The organism is Nocardia sp. NPDC004568 (assembly GCF_040609955.1).
Taxonomy (GTDB): Bacteria; Actinomycetota; Actinomycetes; order Mycobacteriales; family Mycobacteriaceae; genus Nocardia.
Genome location: NZ_JBEXLL010000101.1, coordinates 1 through 16,874, shown reverse-complemented (window position 1 = coordinate 16,874; position 16,874 = coordinate 1). Strand labels below are relative to the sequence as shown.

The window sequence follows — 16,874 nt, the reverse complement described above, 5'->3', positions numbered from 1 at the left end:
CGCTACGAACGGCGCGCCGACATCCACCAAGCACTACTGAGCCTGGCCTGCTCGGTCATATGCCTCCGGAAGCTCATTCTGAACTGATCTTTAAGAGCCGTTGGTGCCGATCCCCACATAAGCCTCGCACGGCACATTGAGGTCCCGGTTATCAGAGCTGCGCTGGAAGCAAGACCGTCCAGACCTGCCCCGGCGCGAAGGGAATGGCTTTTCCGGTGAGGGTGGTATAGGTTGTGCCTGCCTGTGGGGAGGGCCGGGACCACTCGGCCGGGAATGCTTGACCGTCACGAAGGACGAGTGCCCGACCGCTACCGGTGGTCTGGGCCAGGGGTGAGACGCTGCCCGCGATATCGCTGACGGCCGAATCGTACACCTGCACGCTCTGCAGCACGACCGTACTCGCCATGAGCTGTCCGGTATCGGCAACGGTGTAGGCAGCACCGTCCATGGACACCAACCACCGCTGTTGTCCGGGTGACCAGTAGAAACCGAACACCGTGCCCGGATACCGCGCTTCTTGATACTGCGTGGGCATACCGCCGGCAGGCGCAGGACCGAAATCCAGTTGCGCCGCCGACGGCCAGCCGCCGCCCACAGGCAACTGATCCGAACGCACGAAGAGGTTGTGTGGAGCCTCGCGACTGTAGTCGCGGTAGTATGCCGCAGGCTGCCGGTCGGCCGAGGCGTTCTGGAGCGAGGAGCTATCGATGGAGGCCACCAGCTCAGGTGCGGCACCAGAGGATGCCAACGTGGGGTTGCCGAACTGGTCCAGCAGCGTCAAATCCGTTTCCCGCACACTTCGGACCGGTCCGATCACCGGGGGCTTGTCGGCCGAGAACACCGCGGCCAACCGGCTCAAACCGCCCTCGACCGGCTCGGCGTAAACCACATCCGCGGCGTCGAGACCTACCGGCGGCCGTGCCCGTGGACTGTTGTCTATCTTTGCGACCAGCACGGGCACCCCTACCCGCACGGGTGTGTTCGGGCGCGGAGAAGCGCGCTCGGGTCCGGTGTCGCTACCGCACGCCGATACAGCACACATCCCCAGTGTGGTCAGGAACGTGGCAATCCACCACCACCATCGCTGTTGCATAGGGGCAACCTCCGACGCGCCCAAGTCTACGCCGCCTTGTGCCAGGCAGGAGCGGTCGAGCAAACCGCTGGAGTGTCGGGTAGGTCCGACGAGACCACCAACTACTATTCGCACGCAGCGTTGATAGCACTGAACGAGCTGGGCTTCGCCACGTTCGAACGCGTGGAGTACGACACTCTCGGGACCGTAGTGGTGCGCGAAAGCCGGAAGCGTAGCTCAGGAGCGGATCGCGGTTGCCGCCTCCTGGCTATTTTGGGCCGCCACTCGCCGCCGGCTGGCACCACAGCCCTCTCCGGCCCACCGAAACGACTCGATCGCCTCCTGCAGGCCCCGGGCGGTGTTCCTGGGTACGCGGGAGCGGTAGCCGGGGCAGCAGGCGTCCTGATAGCCTCGAAATCTCGGTCGCTCCGGGAGGCGGAGCTTCATTCCAGGTACAGCCGTCGTGCCGGAGAAAGTTCGGGCCGTAGGTCCGTTCCTTGCCGACCTTGCGGGGAACGGCCGGGGTTCGAGTCTCGGGAGGTAAGCGATGTCGCCGGTGAACAGGATAGTGGCCGTAACCTTCGGATACTCTACGCTCATCGCCGTCGGGATCGCCTCGGTGGCGAATCTGTTCAATGGAACCTGGTCATGGAAATGGGTCGGGGCAGCATTCGCGTTCAGCTGCTTCCTGACGTGGTGCGTGTACGAACGGGGCCAGAAGAGCCTGGGACAAATGAATGCGTGGATCGCGGCCGCCAACCGCCTCAGCGCGGAAGGCCGGTACCTCGAGGCGAGTGAACTGATCAAACGAGCGGGCGCCCGATCCCGCGCACTGCTCGGTCCGCAGCATCACTTCACCCGGTCGCTGCTCGACGTCTACCGCAGGCTCCTGGACGAAGAGAACCGAGAAAACCTCACCCGACTCCAAAATCTGCTCAACGACAATCCCGGTACAGCCGATCAGCGCACCGACCCACCTGCTGACAAATAAGGCGGGATCCACAAGTCGCAGCGCCGACACGAACCACTGACGATCTATGATCGCAGCCGACGCCGAGAACCACGCGGAACTGCCGTTCGCGCTGCCACCCAGCGGGGTCATCGACCAGCCCCCCTGGGCCTGGACCGAATCTATGCGCAGGCCAAATGTTACGACTCCGGCAACACTGTCGGCCGACCCGCCCTGCAAAAGTTGGTCGGCGCACTGCACGGAGTGGGCGCTGCCCGCGGTGTGTTCATCACGACAAGTGCCTTCTCCCAGGGCACCCGCGGGCACGTGCAGAACATCCCGGCCCGTGTAGTCCTCATTACTGCATCCGGTTGTCCACCTTGATGATCGAATATGGAATTGGTGTCCAGCAACGCAAAGTCTTCCCCCTGTTCGAGGTCGACGAGGACTACTTCGACTGAACCAAGAGCATCTCACCCAGGAATCAACTTGCCGTCGCGATCGGCCTGCTGGAATTTCTGACGACTGGGCACCCTTGGCAGAATTCGAAAAAATGTACGGACTCTGACCCCGTCCGAATACTCCAGGCAATCGGTCCTGGAGAAAATTCACGAGCTTCTCGACAACGGATATATCAGGGCAGGAGCCTTTCCCGGCAGTGGCCGGTCCTGGGAACCGTGGGAAGTACCGGCAGAGGAAGCGGTTCAGAGGATAGCTCGCGGGTTCAACGGCGTCCCCGGCTATCTCGATACTACGGTGACCCTTGGTACGACGATCCCGCCCTCAATGCCCGGGAGTGGGGGTATCCACCCTTCCACGGAAACCCTGACAGCACGCCCCTCGGCATCCAGCGCGGACTGTGGCGGGAGACTGCCAACGCAAGACCATCCCACAGCGGGCCAGTGATCGCAGCCTCGCCCCGACCGGATACCGGTGACCAGAAATCGTCATCGTGACACCACGAAGGCGCTACCGGTGGCGACGCTGGCGGCCGAGACGGCGAGTACCGCGAGGTTCGCACAGCGGGGCTTGCGATGGCCGATCCGGGCATTCGTCCCGGCGAGGATCGCGGCGGCACCGGCCACGAGCCCGCACCCGGCTGGCGGCCGGGAGCGAGGTCCGGAAGATGCTCATCTGTACACGAGACATCTCGGGACACAGGCTATTACGGGACATTCTGTCCAGCCGTCACAGACTCGTTGGTCGGGCGCACTGCGAACACGAAGGTGATCCCGGCCGGCTCATCGAAGTCCTGCGCCCGATGTGGCCGGTGTGGACCGCCGAGCTTTCAGCGCATTCGTCGGTCCGCAAGACGAATTGGAGTCGAACGTCTTCGGCTGGAACAAGGGCGCTGATCCACACGTCGCGTGAATCAGCGTCGGGCTCGAGGCGGCTGATCCCGGCGGCGCAACCTTTCACGCCGTTGTCTTCGACCACAACGACTCGTACACGCCCGCACACGTCGCCGACCCGTTCGCGCAGGTACCAAGGCGGTCCACATTCGCTCGTCGACCAGGCACACCCGCACAAGGGCCTGTGTCGTTCGTATGGTGGATGATCGCCGGCAACCGACTGCGCCGTCTCGGGTCGGCAGCGAAATCGCACAATCCCAGCGACAGCTGAGCGGGGGGAAAGCGTGGACCGACCCTAGGACAGGTTTCCGGAGGCCATCGCCCTGACCCCCGCCACGGTCCCGCCGTCGACCAGCAGATCGACCCCGGAGATGAAACTCGACGCCGGGTCCAGCAGGAAAGCCGCCGCGTGCGCGATGTCGTCCGGGGTCCCCAATCGCCCGGTCGCCGACGCGTTGACCATCGCCCGCATCGCCGCGCCGGATTCCCCGTCCAGCTCCTGCCGGCCCATCGGCGTCGATATCACTCCCGGACTGATCGAATTGAGCCGCGCCCCCGTCGCCCCCACGCGACGGCCGCGGCCTGTACCCGCGCCACATTGCCCCGTTTCGCCACCGCGTAGGCGATACCCGGATGGACCTCGCGGCCCAGGAACGGCAGCGCCGGCAAGTCCGCCGTCGGCGTATACGCGAGCGCCGCGACCTGATCGTCCGGGAGCGGCGCCAGATATGCCGACATACTCGCGATCACCACGCCCGCGCCGCCCTCGGCGACCACGTCCTGGAAGGCGTCCAGCACCAGCGCCGTCACCGACCCGGCATCGGAGACATCGACGTGCACGCCCCGCACCTCGTGACCCTCACCGGCCAGCACCTCGACCACCGCGTCCAGATTGTCCTTGTCGAAGTCGGCGATGAGCAGCCGCCGGCCACCTCCCACCCGGCGCGCGATGGCCCGCCCCATACCCCCGACCCCGATAACGACCGCGACATCCTGTCCCACGTGGCGCTCCTCACCCGCGACTGCTCCGCTGCGCATCACAATCTACCCACCCGCCACAGCCGCCGGACGGAAATTCGTCACCGGCTGACAATGCACCGGATAACCGCAGGTGGCGACCGCGATTTTGCCCCGGTGGCGGGATCCGATACTCTTGCTGAGCACACCGGTCCGGGTGGCGGAATGGCAGACGCGCTAGCTTGAGGTGCTAGTGCCCGTTATAGGGCGTGGGGGTTCAAGTCCCCCTCCGGACACTTTTTTTCCTGTATTGTGCCCCGAAAACCGCGTCGGCAGACTGCCTGTACACCAATTCTTCCTCAACGCGGCGACCTGCGGTTTCACCCCGAGCGGGGATGAAAATTGCGATGACACACAGCGGCCACTGCTTCTCCTTCACCGCCCGGCCCGGAATCGGTGACTCGTCCGTCTTCGCTTCGGGTCCCGCCCTGCCGATGACGATTCCCGAAGCCGTGTGATCGAGGGCCGTTCACAGCATCCGGCCCCTCGACACCAACGGCCGCGTCCTCGACGAAGCCGTCGTCGACGTCCTCGACCGGCACCCCGGGACCTAACCAACCGAACGGCCGGGTAGCGGCCCCATCCGCCGCCACCACGGCAGCGACGACCGACTGCGGGCCGGGCGGGTGGTTCCGGATCACCCCGGAGATGTCGTGTCGTTGCCCGGAGAGACCTACCGTGGAGATATGACCGCCTTGGGGTATCGGCATCTACTGGTCACGCGAGACGTCGACACGGTGCACATCACCATGAACCGGGCGGAGCGGCGCAATGCCCTGTCGGACGAGCATCTGGCCGAACTGCTTGCCACATTCCGGGCCGCCGGCGAGACCGACGCCACCGGGATAATTCTCGGGGCGCACGGCCCGGTGTTCTCCGCAGGACATGATTTCGCCGACGTCGCCGCGCGCGACCTGCTCGGCGTCCGGGAACTGCTCGCCCTGTGCACCGAGCTCATGTCGACCATCGAGTCGGTGCCGCAGGTGGTCATCGCCCGGGTGCAGGGTCTGGCCACGGCCGCTGGTTGCCAGCTGGTGGCGTCCTGCGACTTGGCTGTCGCCGCGGAATCGGCCGGCTTCGCGCTTCCCGGCGGCAAGGGCGGCTGGTTCTGTCACACCCCCGCGGTTCCCGTGGCCCGCGCCATCGGCCGTAAACGCCTGATGGAACTGGCTCTCACCGGCGACCCGATCGATGCCCGCACCGCCGAACAGTGGGGCCTGATCAACCGAGCGGTGCCGGACGCGGAGCTGGACACAGCCGTGGGCGAGTTACTCGCTCGCGCCACCCGGGGCAGCCGGGCCAGCAAAGCACTCGGCAAACGCACTTTATACGGCCAGCTCGACCGCCCTGAAGCAGATGCCTATGCTCTTGCCCTGGAGGTGATGGCCGCCGCCGCTCAACTTCCCGGCGCCCGCGAAGGGATGGCGGCCTTCCTGGCGAAGCGCCCACCCGTCTGGCGCGATTAGCGCGGTCGTGCAGATCATGGAGCAGGCACGCAAGGCGCAGTGAGGCACCCGGCCGGATCGGTATCCACCGAGCTGATCGTCATGGGCACCGAGGACGGCGACCTCGCCGACCCGGCCGCCGAGGCGCAGCGGATCGCGAACGAGGCCTCCGGCCCGTCCCAGGTCGCGATGGTGGAGGGCTCGGGGCACTACCCGCACGCCGACAACCCGGAATTCGTCGCGCACACTGTCGCGACATTCCTGAAGGAGCTGTGATGCCCCACGTGGGTAACCTCCCCGTCACCTCGACCTCCGCAGCGAAGGAGCCGTGATGCCACGCGCCGGACTCTCCCCCACCGCAGTGGTGGACGTCGCCGTCGCCGTCGTCGACGAGGGCGGCCCCCGCGCCCTGTTACGCGCCTACCGCGACTACGCCGTGGAACACCCCCACCGGTACGCGACGCTGCCACAGAGCCCGCGCGAGACACCGGGCTGGGACACCGCCGGCCGCCGCCTGATGGACACCATCTTCGCTGTCCTGACCGGTTGCGGCGTCACCGGGGCAGAGGCGGTGCACTTCACCCGCTGCATCCGCGCCGCCGGGCACGGCTTCGCCACCTTGGAGTCGCAGGGCGGCTTCCAGCTCGCCGAAGACATCGAGACATCCTTCGCCACCCTGACCCGCATGGTGCTCAGCGCGCTGCCGTCACGGTGAACCCGAAGCCGCGGCGCTTGCCACTCGGGGAAGCACGCCGGAGACGTCCAAAATGATCGAGGGCTCGATCGGTCGCTGCCTCGACTACCTGGAAGATCATGTCGGCGCGAAGGATTCGGTGCGGGACTACGGGTTGTCACCTTGGTCGGGACGAGTTGCGGAATCGGTGGCGGGCAGGTGAGTCGCGGCTGCCAGGGGTCTCAGGGACCACCCTGTGCAAGTACGTCCGGAGTGGACCGCGAGTAACCGACGTACTTTCGCACCGAGTTGCCCGGGCTGAAGTCCGGAGGGGCGACCCAGTCGGCTGCGCCGGCCCAGAACCAGGATCGTGTGAGCGTAATGCCGATTGCCGGGGTGCCGAAACCCGTTCGATGGCAGGCTGTTACGGGTGGTGGGTATGGAAACCGGGGGTTTGTTCCGGCTGGTCGCAGCGCTGTTCAGACCCGTCGTGTCGTTGTATCGGATGTGGCGGCCGAGCACCGACAGGCTTTCGATCGCGGTCCTGTCCGATGAACTGGCCGGCCGGGTCAAGCGGGAAGAACAACGCCTGCGGCGGGCTCTGCAGGCCGAGGGCAGCACATTCATGCCTGTGGAGTTCACTGCCGCCCCGCAGCCACACCGCGCTGGTGAGGTACTCGAGTCGGCAGCGGTCGACGAGATCGCCGAGTACTTCACGCTGCCCGAGCAGCCGCACCGCCGGCGATTGGTCGTGCTCGGCGACGCGGGGAGCGGCAAAACGGTCGCGGCCACCTATCTGGTACTCGGACTACTGGACAACCGCTGGGATATGGCCGACGCCCGCCGGGCCGAGAACCCGATACCGGTGCGGGTCAACGCCGCCGGCTGGGGCGGCGAGGAGGATCTATCCCGATGGCTGACCACCCGGCTGGGCTACGACTACCGGCTTCGCCCCAACGTCGCTCAGGAAATGCTCGACCGCGGCCTGGTCCTGCCTGTGATCGACGGTCTCGACGAAATGGACACCCACGGTAGTGACCGCTCACGCGCTCGCGCGCTGCTGAACCGACTCAACAGTGCCCCGTGGCGGGACCGACCCGCAGTGGTTCTGTGCCGCACCACCGAATTCGACCGACTGACCCGAGACGGTGAGGACAACGGTCTGCACGGCGCCACCACGATCATCCTGCAACCCCTGCTCACCGTCCGGGCGGTCGGCCACCTCACCACCTATCAACACGACATCGGTACCAATAGCGCAGCCTGGACCGATATCATCAGCCACCTACGTAGCCGGCCCCACAGCCCCCTGGCCACGGCGCTGCAGACACCTTGGCTACTCGGCCTCACCGCCACCACCTTGCGCGACAACCCGTCCACCGCCCCCCGGCTCCTCGCCTGCACCGACCCTGACGAGGTCCGCGAACTACTGTTCGCCGCGCAGATTCCCACGGTTGTGAGAGCGACCGACGACAGCAGGGAATATCGCGACTACAACGGCGATAACGTCGAGAAATGGCTGCAATCCCTGGCCCAGTGCCTCCAGCGGCGTCGTGACACCGGCCGAGACGGCACCGCCATAAGACTCGACGAGATCTGGGAAATCGCAGGTTCCGCCCGCACCCGTGTCCTGCACTCCGTTGTGGTCGCGCTCGGAGTCGGGATCACGGGCGGACACGCGTTATGGCTCCTCGATGGGCTCACGGCCGGGATCACAGGCGGGATCGGGCTCGGGATCACAGCCGGACTCGTGGTCGGCCTCGGCCCGGCCCCGGCAGCAGCTCGTCTGGCATGGAGTGTGCCCGGCCGTTCTCGCTGGAAGAAAGGGCTCCTGGGTGGGCTCATCACCGGGCTCACGACCGGACTCGTGGCCGGGCTCAGGGCCGGGATTACGGGCGGTCTCACGGCCGGGCTCACGGAAGGGCTCAGGGCCGGCTTCACGGCCGGCCTCATGGGAGGGCTGGCGACCGGACTCGCCTTGGGGCTCGCGGCCGACGCGAAAGACCAACTGGCTCTCGGGATCGATGCGCGGCGACTCATCCGTGATGACATCCGAGCCGCCCTCTCGTGCGTCGTTCTGCTCGGACTCGTAGTCGCTCCCATGGCCGCGCTCACGGACGGGCCCCGGCTCGCGGTCGCGCTGTTTCTGGCATGCGGGGCCGGTTTCGGGCTCACGGGCGCGCTCACGGGCGGGCATGCAGCAGGGCGGTTCTACGCCGCTGTAGCCATCTTCTGGGTCACGGAGGATTTCGCGAGGAAACCTGCCGCGTTCCTCGACTGGGCTCGCCGCGGGGGCCTGCTCCGGCTCGACGGCACCGCCTACCAGTTCCGGCACGAGACCTATCAGCAATGGACGCACGCCCGCGCGCATCCTGCCGCACTCGAGGCCGCCACTCCGCTGGATCGGTTCGATCCAGGGTCTCGGTCGGGGTGAGGGCAATTGTTGGCGAGGCCCGCGCCGGCGGATGATGATGCGGCCATCAGCCCCGACGTCCCGGAAGTGAACTGTGCCGCACACCAGAGTCCCCGCCATCCACCTGGGTCCGGAATTCGACCCCGCCCTCGCCCGGGGAATCGAGGCGGGGGGTGGCCGGCTGGTGTCGTTGGACGACGCCGACGCGGTGGTGTGGAAGGGCGGACCGGATTCTTTCCCCGCGCGGTTGCCGGACGCGGTGCGGTGGGTGCAGCTGCCGAGTGCGGGGATCGAACGGTGGCTCACCGCGGGACTCATCGACAACGACCGCGTCTGGACCTCGGCGGCCGGCGCCTACGCGACGAGTGTGGCCGAGCACGCGGTCCTGCTGCTGCTGGCGGGTGTGCGGGGACTGGGTGAACAGGCGCGTGCGACCTCATGGCGCAAGACCGAGTTCGAGGCGCGGGTGGGGACGTTGCACGGGGCCACTGTCGCCATCATCGGCTGCGGGGGTATCGGCCGGGCGATGATCCCACTGCTGCGCGCGTTCGGGGCACAGGTGCTGGCCTCTACCCGGTCCGGCACACCGGTGCCCGGAGCCGCCGAAACGGTGGACGCGAGCCGGAACGCCGAACTCTTCTCGCGCGCGGACCATATCGTGATCGCGGCACCGGCGAATGCCGATACCGCGCACCTCGTCGACGCCGGCGCACTGGCGCGGATGAAACCTGCGGCCTGGATCGTGAACATCGCGCGGGGGTCCCTGATCGATACCGATGCGCTGGTGCGGGCGCTGCGCGCGGAGGCCATCGGGGGCGCGGCACTGGATGTCACGGACCCGGAACCGCTGCCGGACGGGCATCCGCTCTGGTCGCTACCCAATGCGGTGATCACGCCGCATCTGGCCAATCCGTCGAACGGTCTGCCCGGTCTGTTGGCCGAACATGTGCGGGCGAATGTCGAGCGGTTCGCGGCCGGTGAACCGCTACTGTCCCTGGTCGATCCCGACCGCGGCTACTGACGGGACGGAAACGCCCCTCCGTTCCCGGCGGATCAGACCTCGAGTATCTCGTCGATCGGGCGCCGCGGGGTATCGGAGAGCGGCGCGGCACTGCGGGAACTCCAGCCGACCCGCACCATGGACTGGGGGTAGGCGCAGTCGTGGAGCAATCCGGTCCGGATCTCCTGTCGTGCGTCCGGTACGCCGAGAGGTTCGGTCTGCACGCTGGTCGCCAAGCCCAGTTCGGTCGCGGTGAGCAGGAGTGCGCTGGTGGCCTCCCCTGCCCGCAGTTGCGCCCGCCGGTCGTCACGGGTGGTACCGACAACGAGCCAGTACGCGGCATCCGGTTGGTTCGCCGGATCGAGCAGGGCCGGATCGGCGAAGGTGCGCACCGGGATCTCACCGGCGGGGCGCGCGGCGGGCGCGTTCTGGGAGGGCACTCCGTCGGTCAGCCGGTCGCGGCCGCTCCACCGGGCGATCTCGGCCCGGTACAGCCGGTCGGTCGCATGCGCGGCGACCGCGTGCTGCATGGGAGTCGCCAACCGTGGCAGCAGCGTGTCGGGAACCTGACGGACGGCGGCGCCGCGGGCCGAGACCTGAGCGGCCAGGGAGCGCAGATAGCGCGCCGGGATCGGTTTGGGCAGGTAGTGGCGGCGGTCGGTGCGGCGCAGCAGGATGGCCGCGGCCAGCTCGATCTCGGCGTCGGTCGGTGGCCGGCGGGTGGTGTAGATCGTGGCGAGATGGTCGGGGTCGCCCGGATCCGGGCAGTAGTCCACGGCGGAGGCCCAGCCGAGCGCGGCCAGAGCGGCACGCATATGGTGCAGCGCCGCGCCGCAGCTGACGACGAGCGAGCGCAGCGAGGGGTCGGTGACCGTCAGTTGCCGGCCGGTATCGGCGAAGAGTTGGAGGCCGGTGCCGACGGGCCGCCAGCGCCAGGGCTGGGTGTTGTGCACGGACGGCGCGCGGACTGCCAGGCCGAGAGCGATATCGGTGGCCTCACGATCGGGAATCGTGCAGGACATTGAATTGCGTCCTTCCGATGACAGACGATGTGCAGATTTCCGGCTCGGACAATTCGCCGGCGGTCGCGGCGAGCACGACCACGGCACCACGGCGTCGCCGGCCCCTTGCCGGATGCCTGCGGTGCGGATTCCCTGAATCCGAGAGTAGCCAGTCCGCACCCGGGCGGCACGGGTCTCGCCGAGATTTGCCAGGGGATTCCCCGGGCAGCGGCGCGGCGCGGCCACGAATCGCCCACCGGGCGCGATGATTCGAGGTCTTACCTGGTGGTGATTATGTGCCCGTTCGAATTATATGACTATGGTCACACCGCTGGGCTGTTACCGGATATTCGCTATCCGGCGCCGGGCCGGCGCGGACGGACACGGTGCGGCCGGTCCTGTTTCCCGGCCCGGAAGCCGGGTAGATCGGCAGTACTCTGGCCTACTACCCCTGGTGACCAGCTGTGACAGATGCGAAACACCGAAGAAAGGGATGCACATCATGCTGCTACGCCGGTTCGCCCGCCCCCTGCTGGCGAGTGCGTTCGTCGTCAACGGAGTCGAAACACTGATGCATCCGGAATCACGGGTGAAGGAGGCGTCGACTCTGGTTCACAAGGGGAAGGAATCGCTGCCGTCCGATATCGCGGGCAACCTGCCCGCCGACCCCAGCACCCTGGTGCGGGTGACCGCGGCCGTGCAGATCGCCGGGGGCGCACTCCTGGCGCTGGGCAAGGCGCCGCGCCCGGCGGCGCTGGCACTGGCGGCGACCGTGGTTCCGGCGACGGTCACCGAACAGAACTTCTGGGCCGAGAACGACCCCGAGCGCCGCGCCGCGAAACGGACGGCGTTCCTCAAGGACGTGAGCCTGCTCGGGGGCCTGATGATCGCGGCGTCGGACACCGCGGGTAAGCCCTCGCTGGGCTGGCGGGGACGCCGCGCGGCCCGCCGCGCCGCCGCGACTGTCGGCGGCGCGCTCCCGGTGGGTGCCTCGGGCCGCGGCGGCACGGGCGAGGCCGTCCGGCTGCACTTGCACCAAGCCGCCGACCGGAGCCGGGATCTGGCGGGTACCGCGGCCGGCCGCGGGGCGGAACTGGCCGAGATCGCCCAGCAGCGTGGCCCGGTGTGGGCGGACACCGCCAAGAAGCGGGGCGCCGACTGGGCCGAGATCGCGAAGCATCGCGGTGCCGAGCTGGCCGACACCGCCCAGACCCGCGGCCCCGAATGGGCCGCGGTCGCCAAGAGCCGGGCCGCCGAGATCGCGGACTACACCAAACACCGCGGCAGCGAGCTCGCCGAGACGGCCCAGAGCCGGGGGCCGGAGTGGGCGGAGGCGGCCAAACACCGCGCCGCCGAACTCGCCGACTACACCAAACACCGCGGTGGCGAGCTCAGCGCTTCGGCGAAGGCGCAGCGCGCGGAACTGGCCAAGGCGAAGGCGAAGGCCGACAAAGCGAAGGCGAAGGCCAAGAAGAAGGCCGACAAGGCGAAGGCCAAGCTCCGCTGACCACATCGGCGAATCCGACGGTGCCCGGACCGAGCAGGGTCCGGGCATCGTCGCGTCACATCCCGGGAAACTCGAGGATCGGTGCCGGGTAGTCGACGTCGAGCCGCCACGGCCGGTGGACGGCCCGGCCTTCGATGCCGGCGAGTTCGGGGATCCAGCGCCGCACATAGTCGCCGTGCGGGTCGTAGCGGTCGGCTTGGCGGAGCGGGTTGAGCACCCGGTTCGGACGGGTGTCGTTGCCGGTCCCGGCGACCCATTGCCAGTTGAGCTGATTGTTCGCCAGGTCCGCGTCGACCAACCAGTACAGGAAGTGCCGCGCACCGGCCCGCCAGTCCACCCGCAGTGATTTGGCGAGAAAACTCGCGGTGATCAGGCGGGCACGATTGTGCATCCAGCCCTGTGCGCGCAACTGCCGCATCCCGGCGTCGACGATCGGGATACCGGTGTGCCCTTCGCGCCAGGCTTGGAGCGCCTGCTCGTCGTCGCGCCAGCGGATATCCCGCGGGCGATAATCGGCCCATGCCGCGGCGGGCCGGGCGGCCAGGACCTGGTGGTGGAAGTCGCGCCAGGCCAGCTGCCGGACGAACGCGGCGGCCCCCTCGGAGGAATCCCCGGCGCGGCGAACCACTTCCCCTGGCGAGAGGCAGCCGAAATGCAGATAGGGCGACAGCCGCGAGGTGGTGTCGGCGGCCAGATCGTCGCTACCGGACGTGTAACCGTCGAGGTGGCGGGAAAGCCAGTCGCGCAGTAATTTCCGGCCCGTGGTCTCCCCGCCGACCGACAATTCGGGAGAGGGCTTCCCCGCGCCCGGCTCGCCCGGCTCCGGGAGCGATCCGGCCGCGATCTCCGGCAGCTCGAGATGCCGTGGGGCCCGCAGCGGCGCCCGGTGCCGGTCGCTGGTCCAGCGCCGCAGATAGGGCGTGAACACCGCGAAGTGGTCGTTACCGGCGGGGACGAGATCCCCCGGCGGTACCACGGTCAGTGAGGCGCGGTGGACCCGCAGGTCGCGACCGTCGCGTGCCAGACGCTCGCGCAGCCGCCGCTCCCGGAGACGGCTGTAGGCGCTGACATCCGCGGCGATGTGGACCACCGGCGCGTTCACCTCCGCGGCCACCCGCGCCACCTCTTCGGCGACGTCTCCGGCGCGGACGACGAGCTGCCCGCCGAGCGCCCGGAGTTCGTCGTCGAGTTCGCGCAGCGCGGCAGCCAGGAATTGCCCGCGGTTGGGCGGGCAGGAACGACCGGCCAGGATGGCCTCGTCGAGGACGAAGAGGGGGGCCACCGTATCGGCCTCCCGGTGCGCCGCGCTGAGCACCGGATTGTCCCGGACCCGCAGGTCGCGGGTGAAGACGGCGACCGCCGCCGTGGTCACGCGAACCAGACCAGGCAGAACGTGTGCCCGACCGGGTCGGTGTAGACCCGGAACGTCTCCTCCGCGTGGACGAACGTGGCGCCCAGCGCCAGCACGGCCGGTTCGGCGACCTCCACATCGCTCACCAGCACATCGAAGTGGACCTGCTGCGAACCGGCCGGGTCCGGGAACCGGGGCGGCCGATACTCCGGCGACAGCTGGAACGCCAGGCGCCGACCCTGCGGGTCGACCATGGCGACCCAGGTGTCGTCGCTTTCCGCGCGCACCACTTCCCCGCCGAGCAATCCGAGATAGAACTCGGACAGCTTCCACGGATCCGGGCAGTCCAGTACAACCGTCCGCAATCCCGCTACCCCGTCGGCCGCCATGGAACGGCCCTCCTTCCGCACGTGATACCCGTTGCGTACCCGGGTCCTCGTCGGGAAAACCGGCACGCACTGCGCGCCGAGTGTAGGGCGGGGACCCGGGTCCGGAGGGGATGCGCGTCAGCGCGTCGGCGGCGGCACCTCTTCGTAGACCTCGTCCACGGCGCCGGCGAGCAGACGGTCGGTCATCTCCTGCTTCAATACGGTCAGCCGGGCGTCGTCCGCCGCGTCGCGGTCCCGCCGCGCGCCGAGGTCGATGAATTCGGGGGTGACGAATCCCGCGTCCCGTAGTCGCAGCAGGACGGTGCGGTCGCGGTAGGTGAATTCCCAGACGTAGCGGGCCAGCACGGGACCGCGCTCGGTGGCCCCGAGTTCGGGGACGACGGCGAAACGGTCGCCGGTGACCGCGCGCAGCGCCATCTCGATCGCGTCGCGGCCGCCCGGGCCGGGAAAGGCGGTGCGGACCGCGATTTCCCGTCGTTCGACGGAGCCCAGCAGTGAAACGGCATGCCGCATAGCGCAATACGCGTGCGCGACGCCACCGGGGAACTCGATGCCGTGGTATTTCATCAGGTCGTCGAACGAGAGCTCGATCGGTGTCCCGGCGTCGAGAACTGTCAGCATGGCTTCTCCCTTTTCCTGGTGGCCCAGTGCAGTGCCGAATAGAGCAGTTGGGTCGCTCCGGGCATGAAACCGGAGCCGTGGTGGTACACCGGGTCCATCGTGGTGACGAGCAGCCGGCCCGCGGCCGAGCGCTCGTCGATATAGAGGACGGAGCCGTCGCGGACGCCGTCCTCGGTGTGCAGGTCGACGAGACTCACCGCGCCCGGCGGCGGTTCCAGCACCCCGTGGTAGTGCCAGATCACCGCGCGGTCGGCGAAGAACTGCCACGCGGGATGGCCGGCGGCCTGTTTCCGGAGCCGGTGGTCCTCGCCGGTACGCCACCACCAGAACACGGTGGGCCGGGGCTCCTCCCGTACTCCGGGCAGCCACTGTCCGGCGTGGTTCTCACCGAATACGAGCACGGTGGCGCCGCGGTCGAGCGCGGCGAGGACGGTATCGGTCCACCGCCCGAGCAGGTCCGGGCGGAGGCGGTCGGCGACCACGATCACCTCGGCCGCGCCGACTTCGTCCAGGGCGCCGGTGCGCACGTGTACCGGCCGGATCCGGTAGGGCGCCAGGGCCGGATCGGCGAGGGTGGCCAGCTGGGCGTGGCTGCCGCCGTGCAGGAAGGCGATACCGGTTCCGGGGTCAGTCATCCTCGCCTCCCAGCCAGCGCAGCAGCTGCGGGTACAGCCGCGCGGTACCGCGCTCGGCGATCGCGAATTGCAGCAGGTCGTTACCGCCGTGGACCAGGACCCGGCCGGCGCCGAGCGGGTAGTCGTAATCGATCGGGGCGCGGGTGCGGCCGATGGTGTGGACTACCCGGGCCTGCTCGGGCAGATCCAGAGAGCAACCGCGCCCGTAGAATCCGGCGACACCGATGCGTTCCAGTTCCGCGAACGGGACGGGTCCACGGGTGCCGGTGTTGTAGAGGAACGATTCCGGGTCGGTGCCGGCCCACACCGGGTGTTCGGTCACCCGGGTCAGGGCGAGGTCGCGCGGGTTGCGGAACTCCAGCTTGCGCCATCTCGTCAGGCCGTCGAGGAACACCCGTTGCACGTGCCCGTTCACGACGATCCGCCCGCCGCGCGCGACGAACGAATCGAGCAACGCACGCTGTTCGACCAGGTATTCCTGATCCACATCACCGGTCAGGTAGAGACCGGTGACCTCGCCGGTGCACTCCCCCGGCAGGTCGTAGACGTCGACCTCGCGGAACCCGCCGGCGTGCTCGCCGGTGCGTGGGGCCATCACGGCTTTGAGCACCGTCATGAGATCCCCCGCCCGAAATCCGGGACGGTGAGCCGCCGGACCGCACTGGGCGTCTCGATATCGGCGGTCACGATCGGCACGCCGTACATCTCCGACAGCAGTGTGCCGGTGAGCAGTTCGCGGGTCGGGCCGAGACGCCGATCGTCGGCGGTGACCATCAGCATCGACCGTTCGGCCACGTGCAGGGCGTGATCGGGATGGTGGGTGGTCATCACGACCGCCATTCCCTCGTCGGCCAGCGCGCGGAGCACGGTCAGTACCTGGGCCTGGTTCCGCAGGTCCAGGGCGGCCGCGGGTTCGTCGAGCACGATGGTGTCGCAGTCGGAAACCAGTGCCCGGGCGATGAGTACCAGCGCACGCTCGCCTCCGCTGAGCGCGGTGTAGTCGCGGTCGGCGAGGTGCGGTACGCCCACCCGGCGCAGCGCCTCCCGGGCGGCGGCGCGATCGACGGCCGTGGGAGTGCTGTAGATCTTCACCGTGCGGGCCCGGCCCATGAGGACGATGTCGAGCACCGAGAACGAGAACACGACCGAATGGCTCTGCGGGACATACCCCACCGGGCCGGAGGATTCGACCGATCCGGAGACCGGCCGGATGAGACCCGCCAGGCATTTGAGCATGGTGGTCTTACCGCGGGCGTTCGGTCCGAGCACGGCGAACACCTCGCCCGCGGCAGCGCGGACCGAGACATCGCGGAAGATCCACGGTCCCTTGGCCGAATAGCGGTAGGAGAGCGAACTAGTGCCTCGTCAAGCAACGTTGGGTAGGTAATCCGGGCGCCGGATTGTGGAGTTGACTGCGAACTCTGTCTTGGGGCGGGCGTGCTGGTTGTG

Annotated in this window: 17 protein-coding genes, 1 tRNA gene and 1 pseudogene; 9 read left to right on the top strand and 10 right to left on the bottom strand. The window is 68.3% G+C overall.

Annotated elements, in window-relative coordinates:
* Nucleotides 1-151 precede the first annotated feature (151 nt).
* The gene (locus ABZV91_RS29595; RefSeq protein ID WP_355248727.1) at nt 152-955 is read right to left on the bottom strand and encodes a DUF3048 domain-containing protein; all 804 of its coding nucleotides are present in this window, start codon (nt 953-955) and stop codon (nt 152-154) included.
* A gap of 664 nt (nt 956-1,619) precedes the next feature.
* Between ABZV91_RS29595 and ABZV91_RS29590 the strand changes: the two genes are divergently transcribed.
* Together ABZV91_RS29590 and ABZV91_RS29585 are read left to right on the top strand one after the other, a co-directional pair.
* Nucleotides 1,620-2,063, top strand: a complete 444-nt coding sequence (locus ABZV91_RS29590; protein WP_355248723.1) for a hypothetical protein — start codon at nt 1,620-1,622, stop codon at nt 2,061-2,063.
* Between the two features lie 6 nt (nt 2,064-2,069).
* Nucleotides 2,070-2,405: a restriction endonuclease gene (locus ABZV91_RS29585; protein WP_355248733.1), complete on the top strand. Its 336-nt coding sequence runs from the start codon at nt 2,070-2,072 to the stop codon at nt 2,403-2,405.
* Nucleotides 2,406-2,968: 563 nt separating this feature from the next.
* Here ABZV91_RS29585 and ABZV91_RS29580 read toward each other — a convergent pair.
* Together ABZV91_RS29580 and ABZV91_RS29575 are read right to left on the bottom strand one after the other, a co-directional pair.
* Nucleotides 2,969-3,106 carry a hypothetical protein gene (locus ABZV91_RS29580; protein ID WP_355248720.1) on the bottom strand — a complete coding sequence of 46 codons (138 nt, stop codon included), beginning with the start codon at nt 3,104-3,106 and terminating at the stop codon, nt 2,969-2,971.
* Between the two features lie 562 nt (nt 3,107-3,668).
* Nucleotides 3,669-4,375, bottom strand: a pseudogene (locus ABZV91_RS29575) (SDR family oxidoreductase).
* Nucleotides 4,376-4,541: 166 nt separating this feature from the next.
* Between ABZV91_RS29575 and ABZV91_RS29570 the strand changes: the two are divergent.
* From ABZV91_RS29570 to ABZV91_RS29545, 6 genes are all read left to right on the top strand, one after another.
* Nucleotides 4,542-4,626: transfer RNA gene (locus ABZV91_RS29570), tRNA-Leu, on the top strand.
* Nucleotides 4,627-5,076: 450 nt separating this feature from the next.
* Nucleotides 5,077-5,856 carry an enoyl-CoA hydratase-related protein gene (locus ABZV91_RS29565; RefSeq protein ID WP_355248717.1) on the top strand — a complete coding sequence of 260 codons (780 nt, stop codon included), beginning with the start codon at nt 5,077-5,079 and terminating at the stop codon, nt 5,854-5,856.
* Between the two features lie 39 nt (nt 5,857-5,895).
* Nucleotides 5,896-6,111, top strand: a complete 216-nt coding sequence (locus ABZV91_RS29560; protein WP_355248714.1) for an alpha/beta hydrolase — start codon at nt 5,896-5,898, stop codon at nt 6,109-6,111.
* Between the two features lie 55 nt (nt 6,112-6,166).
* Complete coding sequence (locus ABZV91_RS29555; RefSeq protein WP_355248711.1) at nt 6,167-6,550, top strand: TetR-like C-terminal domain-containing protein; 384 nt, start codon at nt 6,167-6,169, stop codon at nt 6,548-6,550.
* Nucleotides 6,551-6,947: 397 nt separating this feature from the next.
* Entirely contained in the window at nt 6,948-8,942 is a 1,995-nt protein-coding gene (locus ABZV91_RS29550) for a hypothetical protein (RefSeq protein ID WP_355248708.1), read from the top strand.
* A gap of 73 nt (nt 8,943-9,015) precedes the next feature.
* On the top strand, nt 9,016-9,942 hold the full coding sequence (locus ABZV91_RS29545; RefSeq protein WP_355248705.1) for a D-isomer specific 2-hydroxyacid dehydrogenase family protein: 927 nt from the start codon (nt 9,016-9,018) through the stop codon (nt 9,940-9,942).
* A 32-nt stretch (nt 9,943-9,974) separates the two neighbouring features.
* On the opposite strand, the gene ABZV91_RS29540 is transcribed toward ABZV91_RS29545, so the two are convergent.
* On the bottom strand, nt 9,975-10,943 hold the full coding sequence (locus tag ABZV91_RS29540) for a hypothetical protein (protein WP_355248702.1): 969 nt from the start codon (nt 10,941-10,943) through the stop codon (nt 9,975-9,977).
* A 481-nt stretch (nt 10,944-11,424) separates the two neighbouring features.
* Between ABZV91_RS29540 and ABZV91_RS29535 the strand changes: the two genes are divergently transcribed.
* Nucleotides 11,425-12,429, top strand: coding sequence for a DoxX family membrane protein (locus tag ABZV91_RS29535; protein ID WP_355248699.1), 1,005 nt, complete (start codon nt 11,425-11,427; stop codon nt 12,427-12,429).
* Nucleotides 12,430-12,484: 55 nt separating this feature from the next.
* Here the strand turns inward: ABZV91_RS29535 and ABZV91_RS29530 are convergent, their stop codons facing one another.
* The 6 genes from ABZV91_RS29530 to ABZV91_RS29505 all read right to left on the bottom strand — a co-directional run bounded on the left by ABZV91_RS29530 (nt 12,485) and on the right by ABZV91_RS29505 (nt 16,742).
* Nucleotides 12,485-13,801, bottom strand: a complete 1,317-nt coding sequence (locus tag ABZV91_RS29530) for a deoxyribodipyrimidine photo-lyase (protein WP_355248696.1) — start codon at nt 13,799-13,801, stop codon at nt 12,485-12,487.
* Nucleotides 13,798-14,169, bottom strand: coding sequence for a VOC family protein (locus tag ABZV91_RS29525; protein ID WP_355248693.1), 372 nt, complete (start codon nt 14,167-14,169; stop codon nt 13,798-13,800). The genes ABZV91_RS29530 and ABZV91_RS29525 overlap by 4 nt, the downstream gene beginning before the upstream one ends.
* Before the next feature lie 117 nt (nt 14,170-14,286).
* Nucleotides 14,287-14,790 (bottom strand): hypothetical protein, encoded by a 504-nt coding sequence (locus tag ABZV91_RS29520; RefSeq protein ID WP_355248690.1) that lies wholly within the window; start codon nt 14,788-14,790, stop codon nt 14,287-14,289.
* Complete coding sequence (locus ABZV91_RS29515) at nt 14,784-15,425, bottom strand: hypothetical protein (protein WP_355248688.1); 642 nt, start codon at nt 15,423-15,425, stop codon at nt 14,784-14,786. Before ABZV91_RS29515 ends, ABZV91_RS29520 begins: the two co-directional genes overlap by 7 nt.
* Nucleotides 15,418-16,041, bottom strand: coding sequence for a hypothetical protein (locus ABZV91_RS29510; RefSeq protein WP_355248686.1), 624 nt, complete (start codon nt 16,039-16,041; stop codon nt 15,418-15,420). The genes ABZV91_RS29515 and ABZV91_RS29510 overlap by 8 nt, the downstream gene beginning before the upstream one ends.
* On the bottom strand, nt 16,038-16,742 hold the full coding sequence (locus ABZV91_RS29505; RefSeq protein WP_355248730.1) for an ABC transporter ATP-binding protein: 705 nt from the start codon (nt 16,740-16,742) through the stop codon (nt 16,038-16,040). The genes ABZV91_RS29510 and ABZV91_RS29505 overlap by 4 nt, the downstream gene beginning before the upstream one ends.
* Nucleotides 16,743-16,874: the final 132 nt, after the last annotated feature.

Excerpts from the sequence above, each read along its gene's own strand:
- ABZV91_RS29590 (WP_355248723.1), top strand. The coding sequence starts at position 1,620 with ATGTCGCCGGTGAACAGGATAGTGGCCGTAACCTTCGGATACTCTACG.
- ABZV91_RS29565 (WP_355248717.1), top strand. The coding sequence starts at position 5,077 with ATGACCGCCTTGGGGTATCGGCATCTACTGGTCACGCGAGACGTCGAC.
- ABZV91_RS29555 (WP_355248711.1), top strand. The coding sequence starts at position 6,167 with ATGCCACGCGCCGGACTCTCCCCCACCGCAGTGGTGGACGTCGCCGTC.
- ABZV91_RS29550 (WP_355248708.1), top strand. The coding sequence starts at position 6,948 with ATGGAAACCGGGGGTTTGTTCCGGCTGGTCGCAGCGCTGTTCAGACCC.
- ABZV91_RS29540 (WP_355248702.1), bottom strand. The coding sequence starts at position 10,943 with ATGTCCTGCACGATTCCCGATCGTGAGGCCACCGATATCGCTCTCGGC.
- ABZV91_RS29535 (WP_355248699.1), top strand. The coding sequence starts at position 11,425 with ATGCTGCTACGCCGGTTCGCCCGCCCCCTGCTGGCGAGTGCGTTCGTC.
- ABZV91_RS29525 (WP_355248693.1), bottom strand. The coding sequence starts at position 14,169 with ATGGCGGCCGACGGGGTAGCGGGATTGCGGACGGTTGTACTGGACTGC.
- ABZV91_RS29520 (WP_355248690.1), bottom strand. The coding sequence starts at position 14,790 with ATGCTGACAGTTCTCGACGCCGGGACACCGATCGAGCTCTCGTTCGAC.
- ABZV91_RS29515 (WP_355248688.1), bottom strand. The coding sequence starts at position 15,425 with ATGACTGACCCCGGAACCGGTATCGCCTTCCTGCACGGCGGCAGCCAC.
- ABZV91_RS29510 (WP_355248686.1), bottom strand. The coding sequence starts at position 16,041 with ATGACGGTGCTCAAAGCCGTGATGGCCCCACGCACCGGCGAGCACGCC.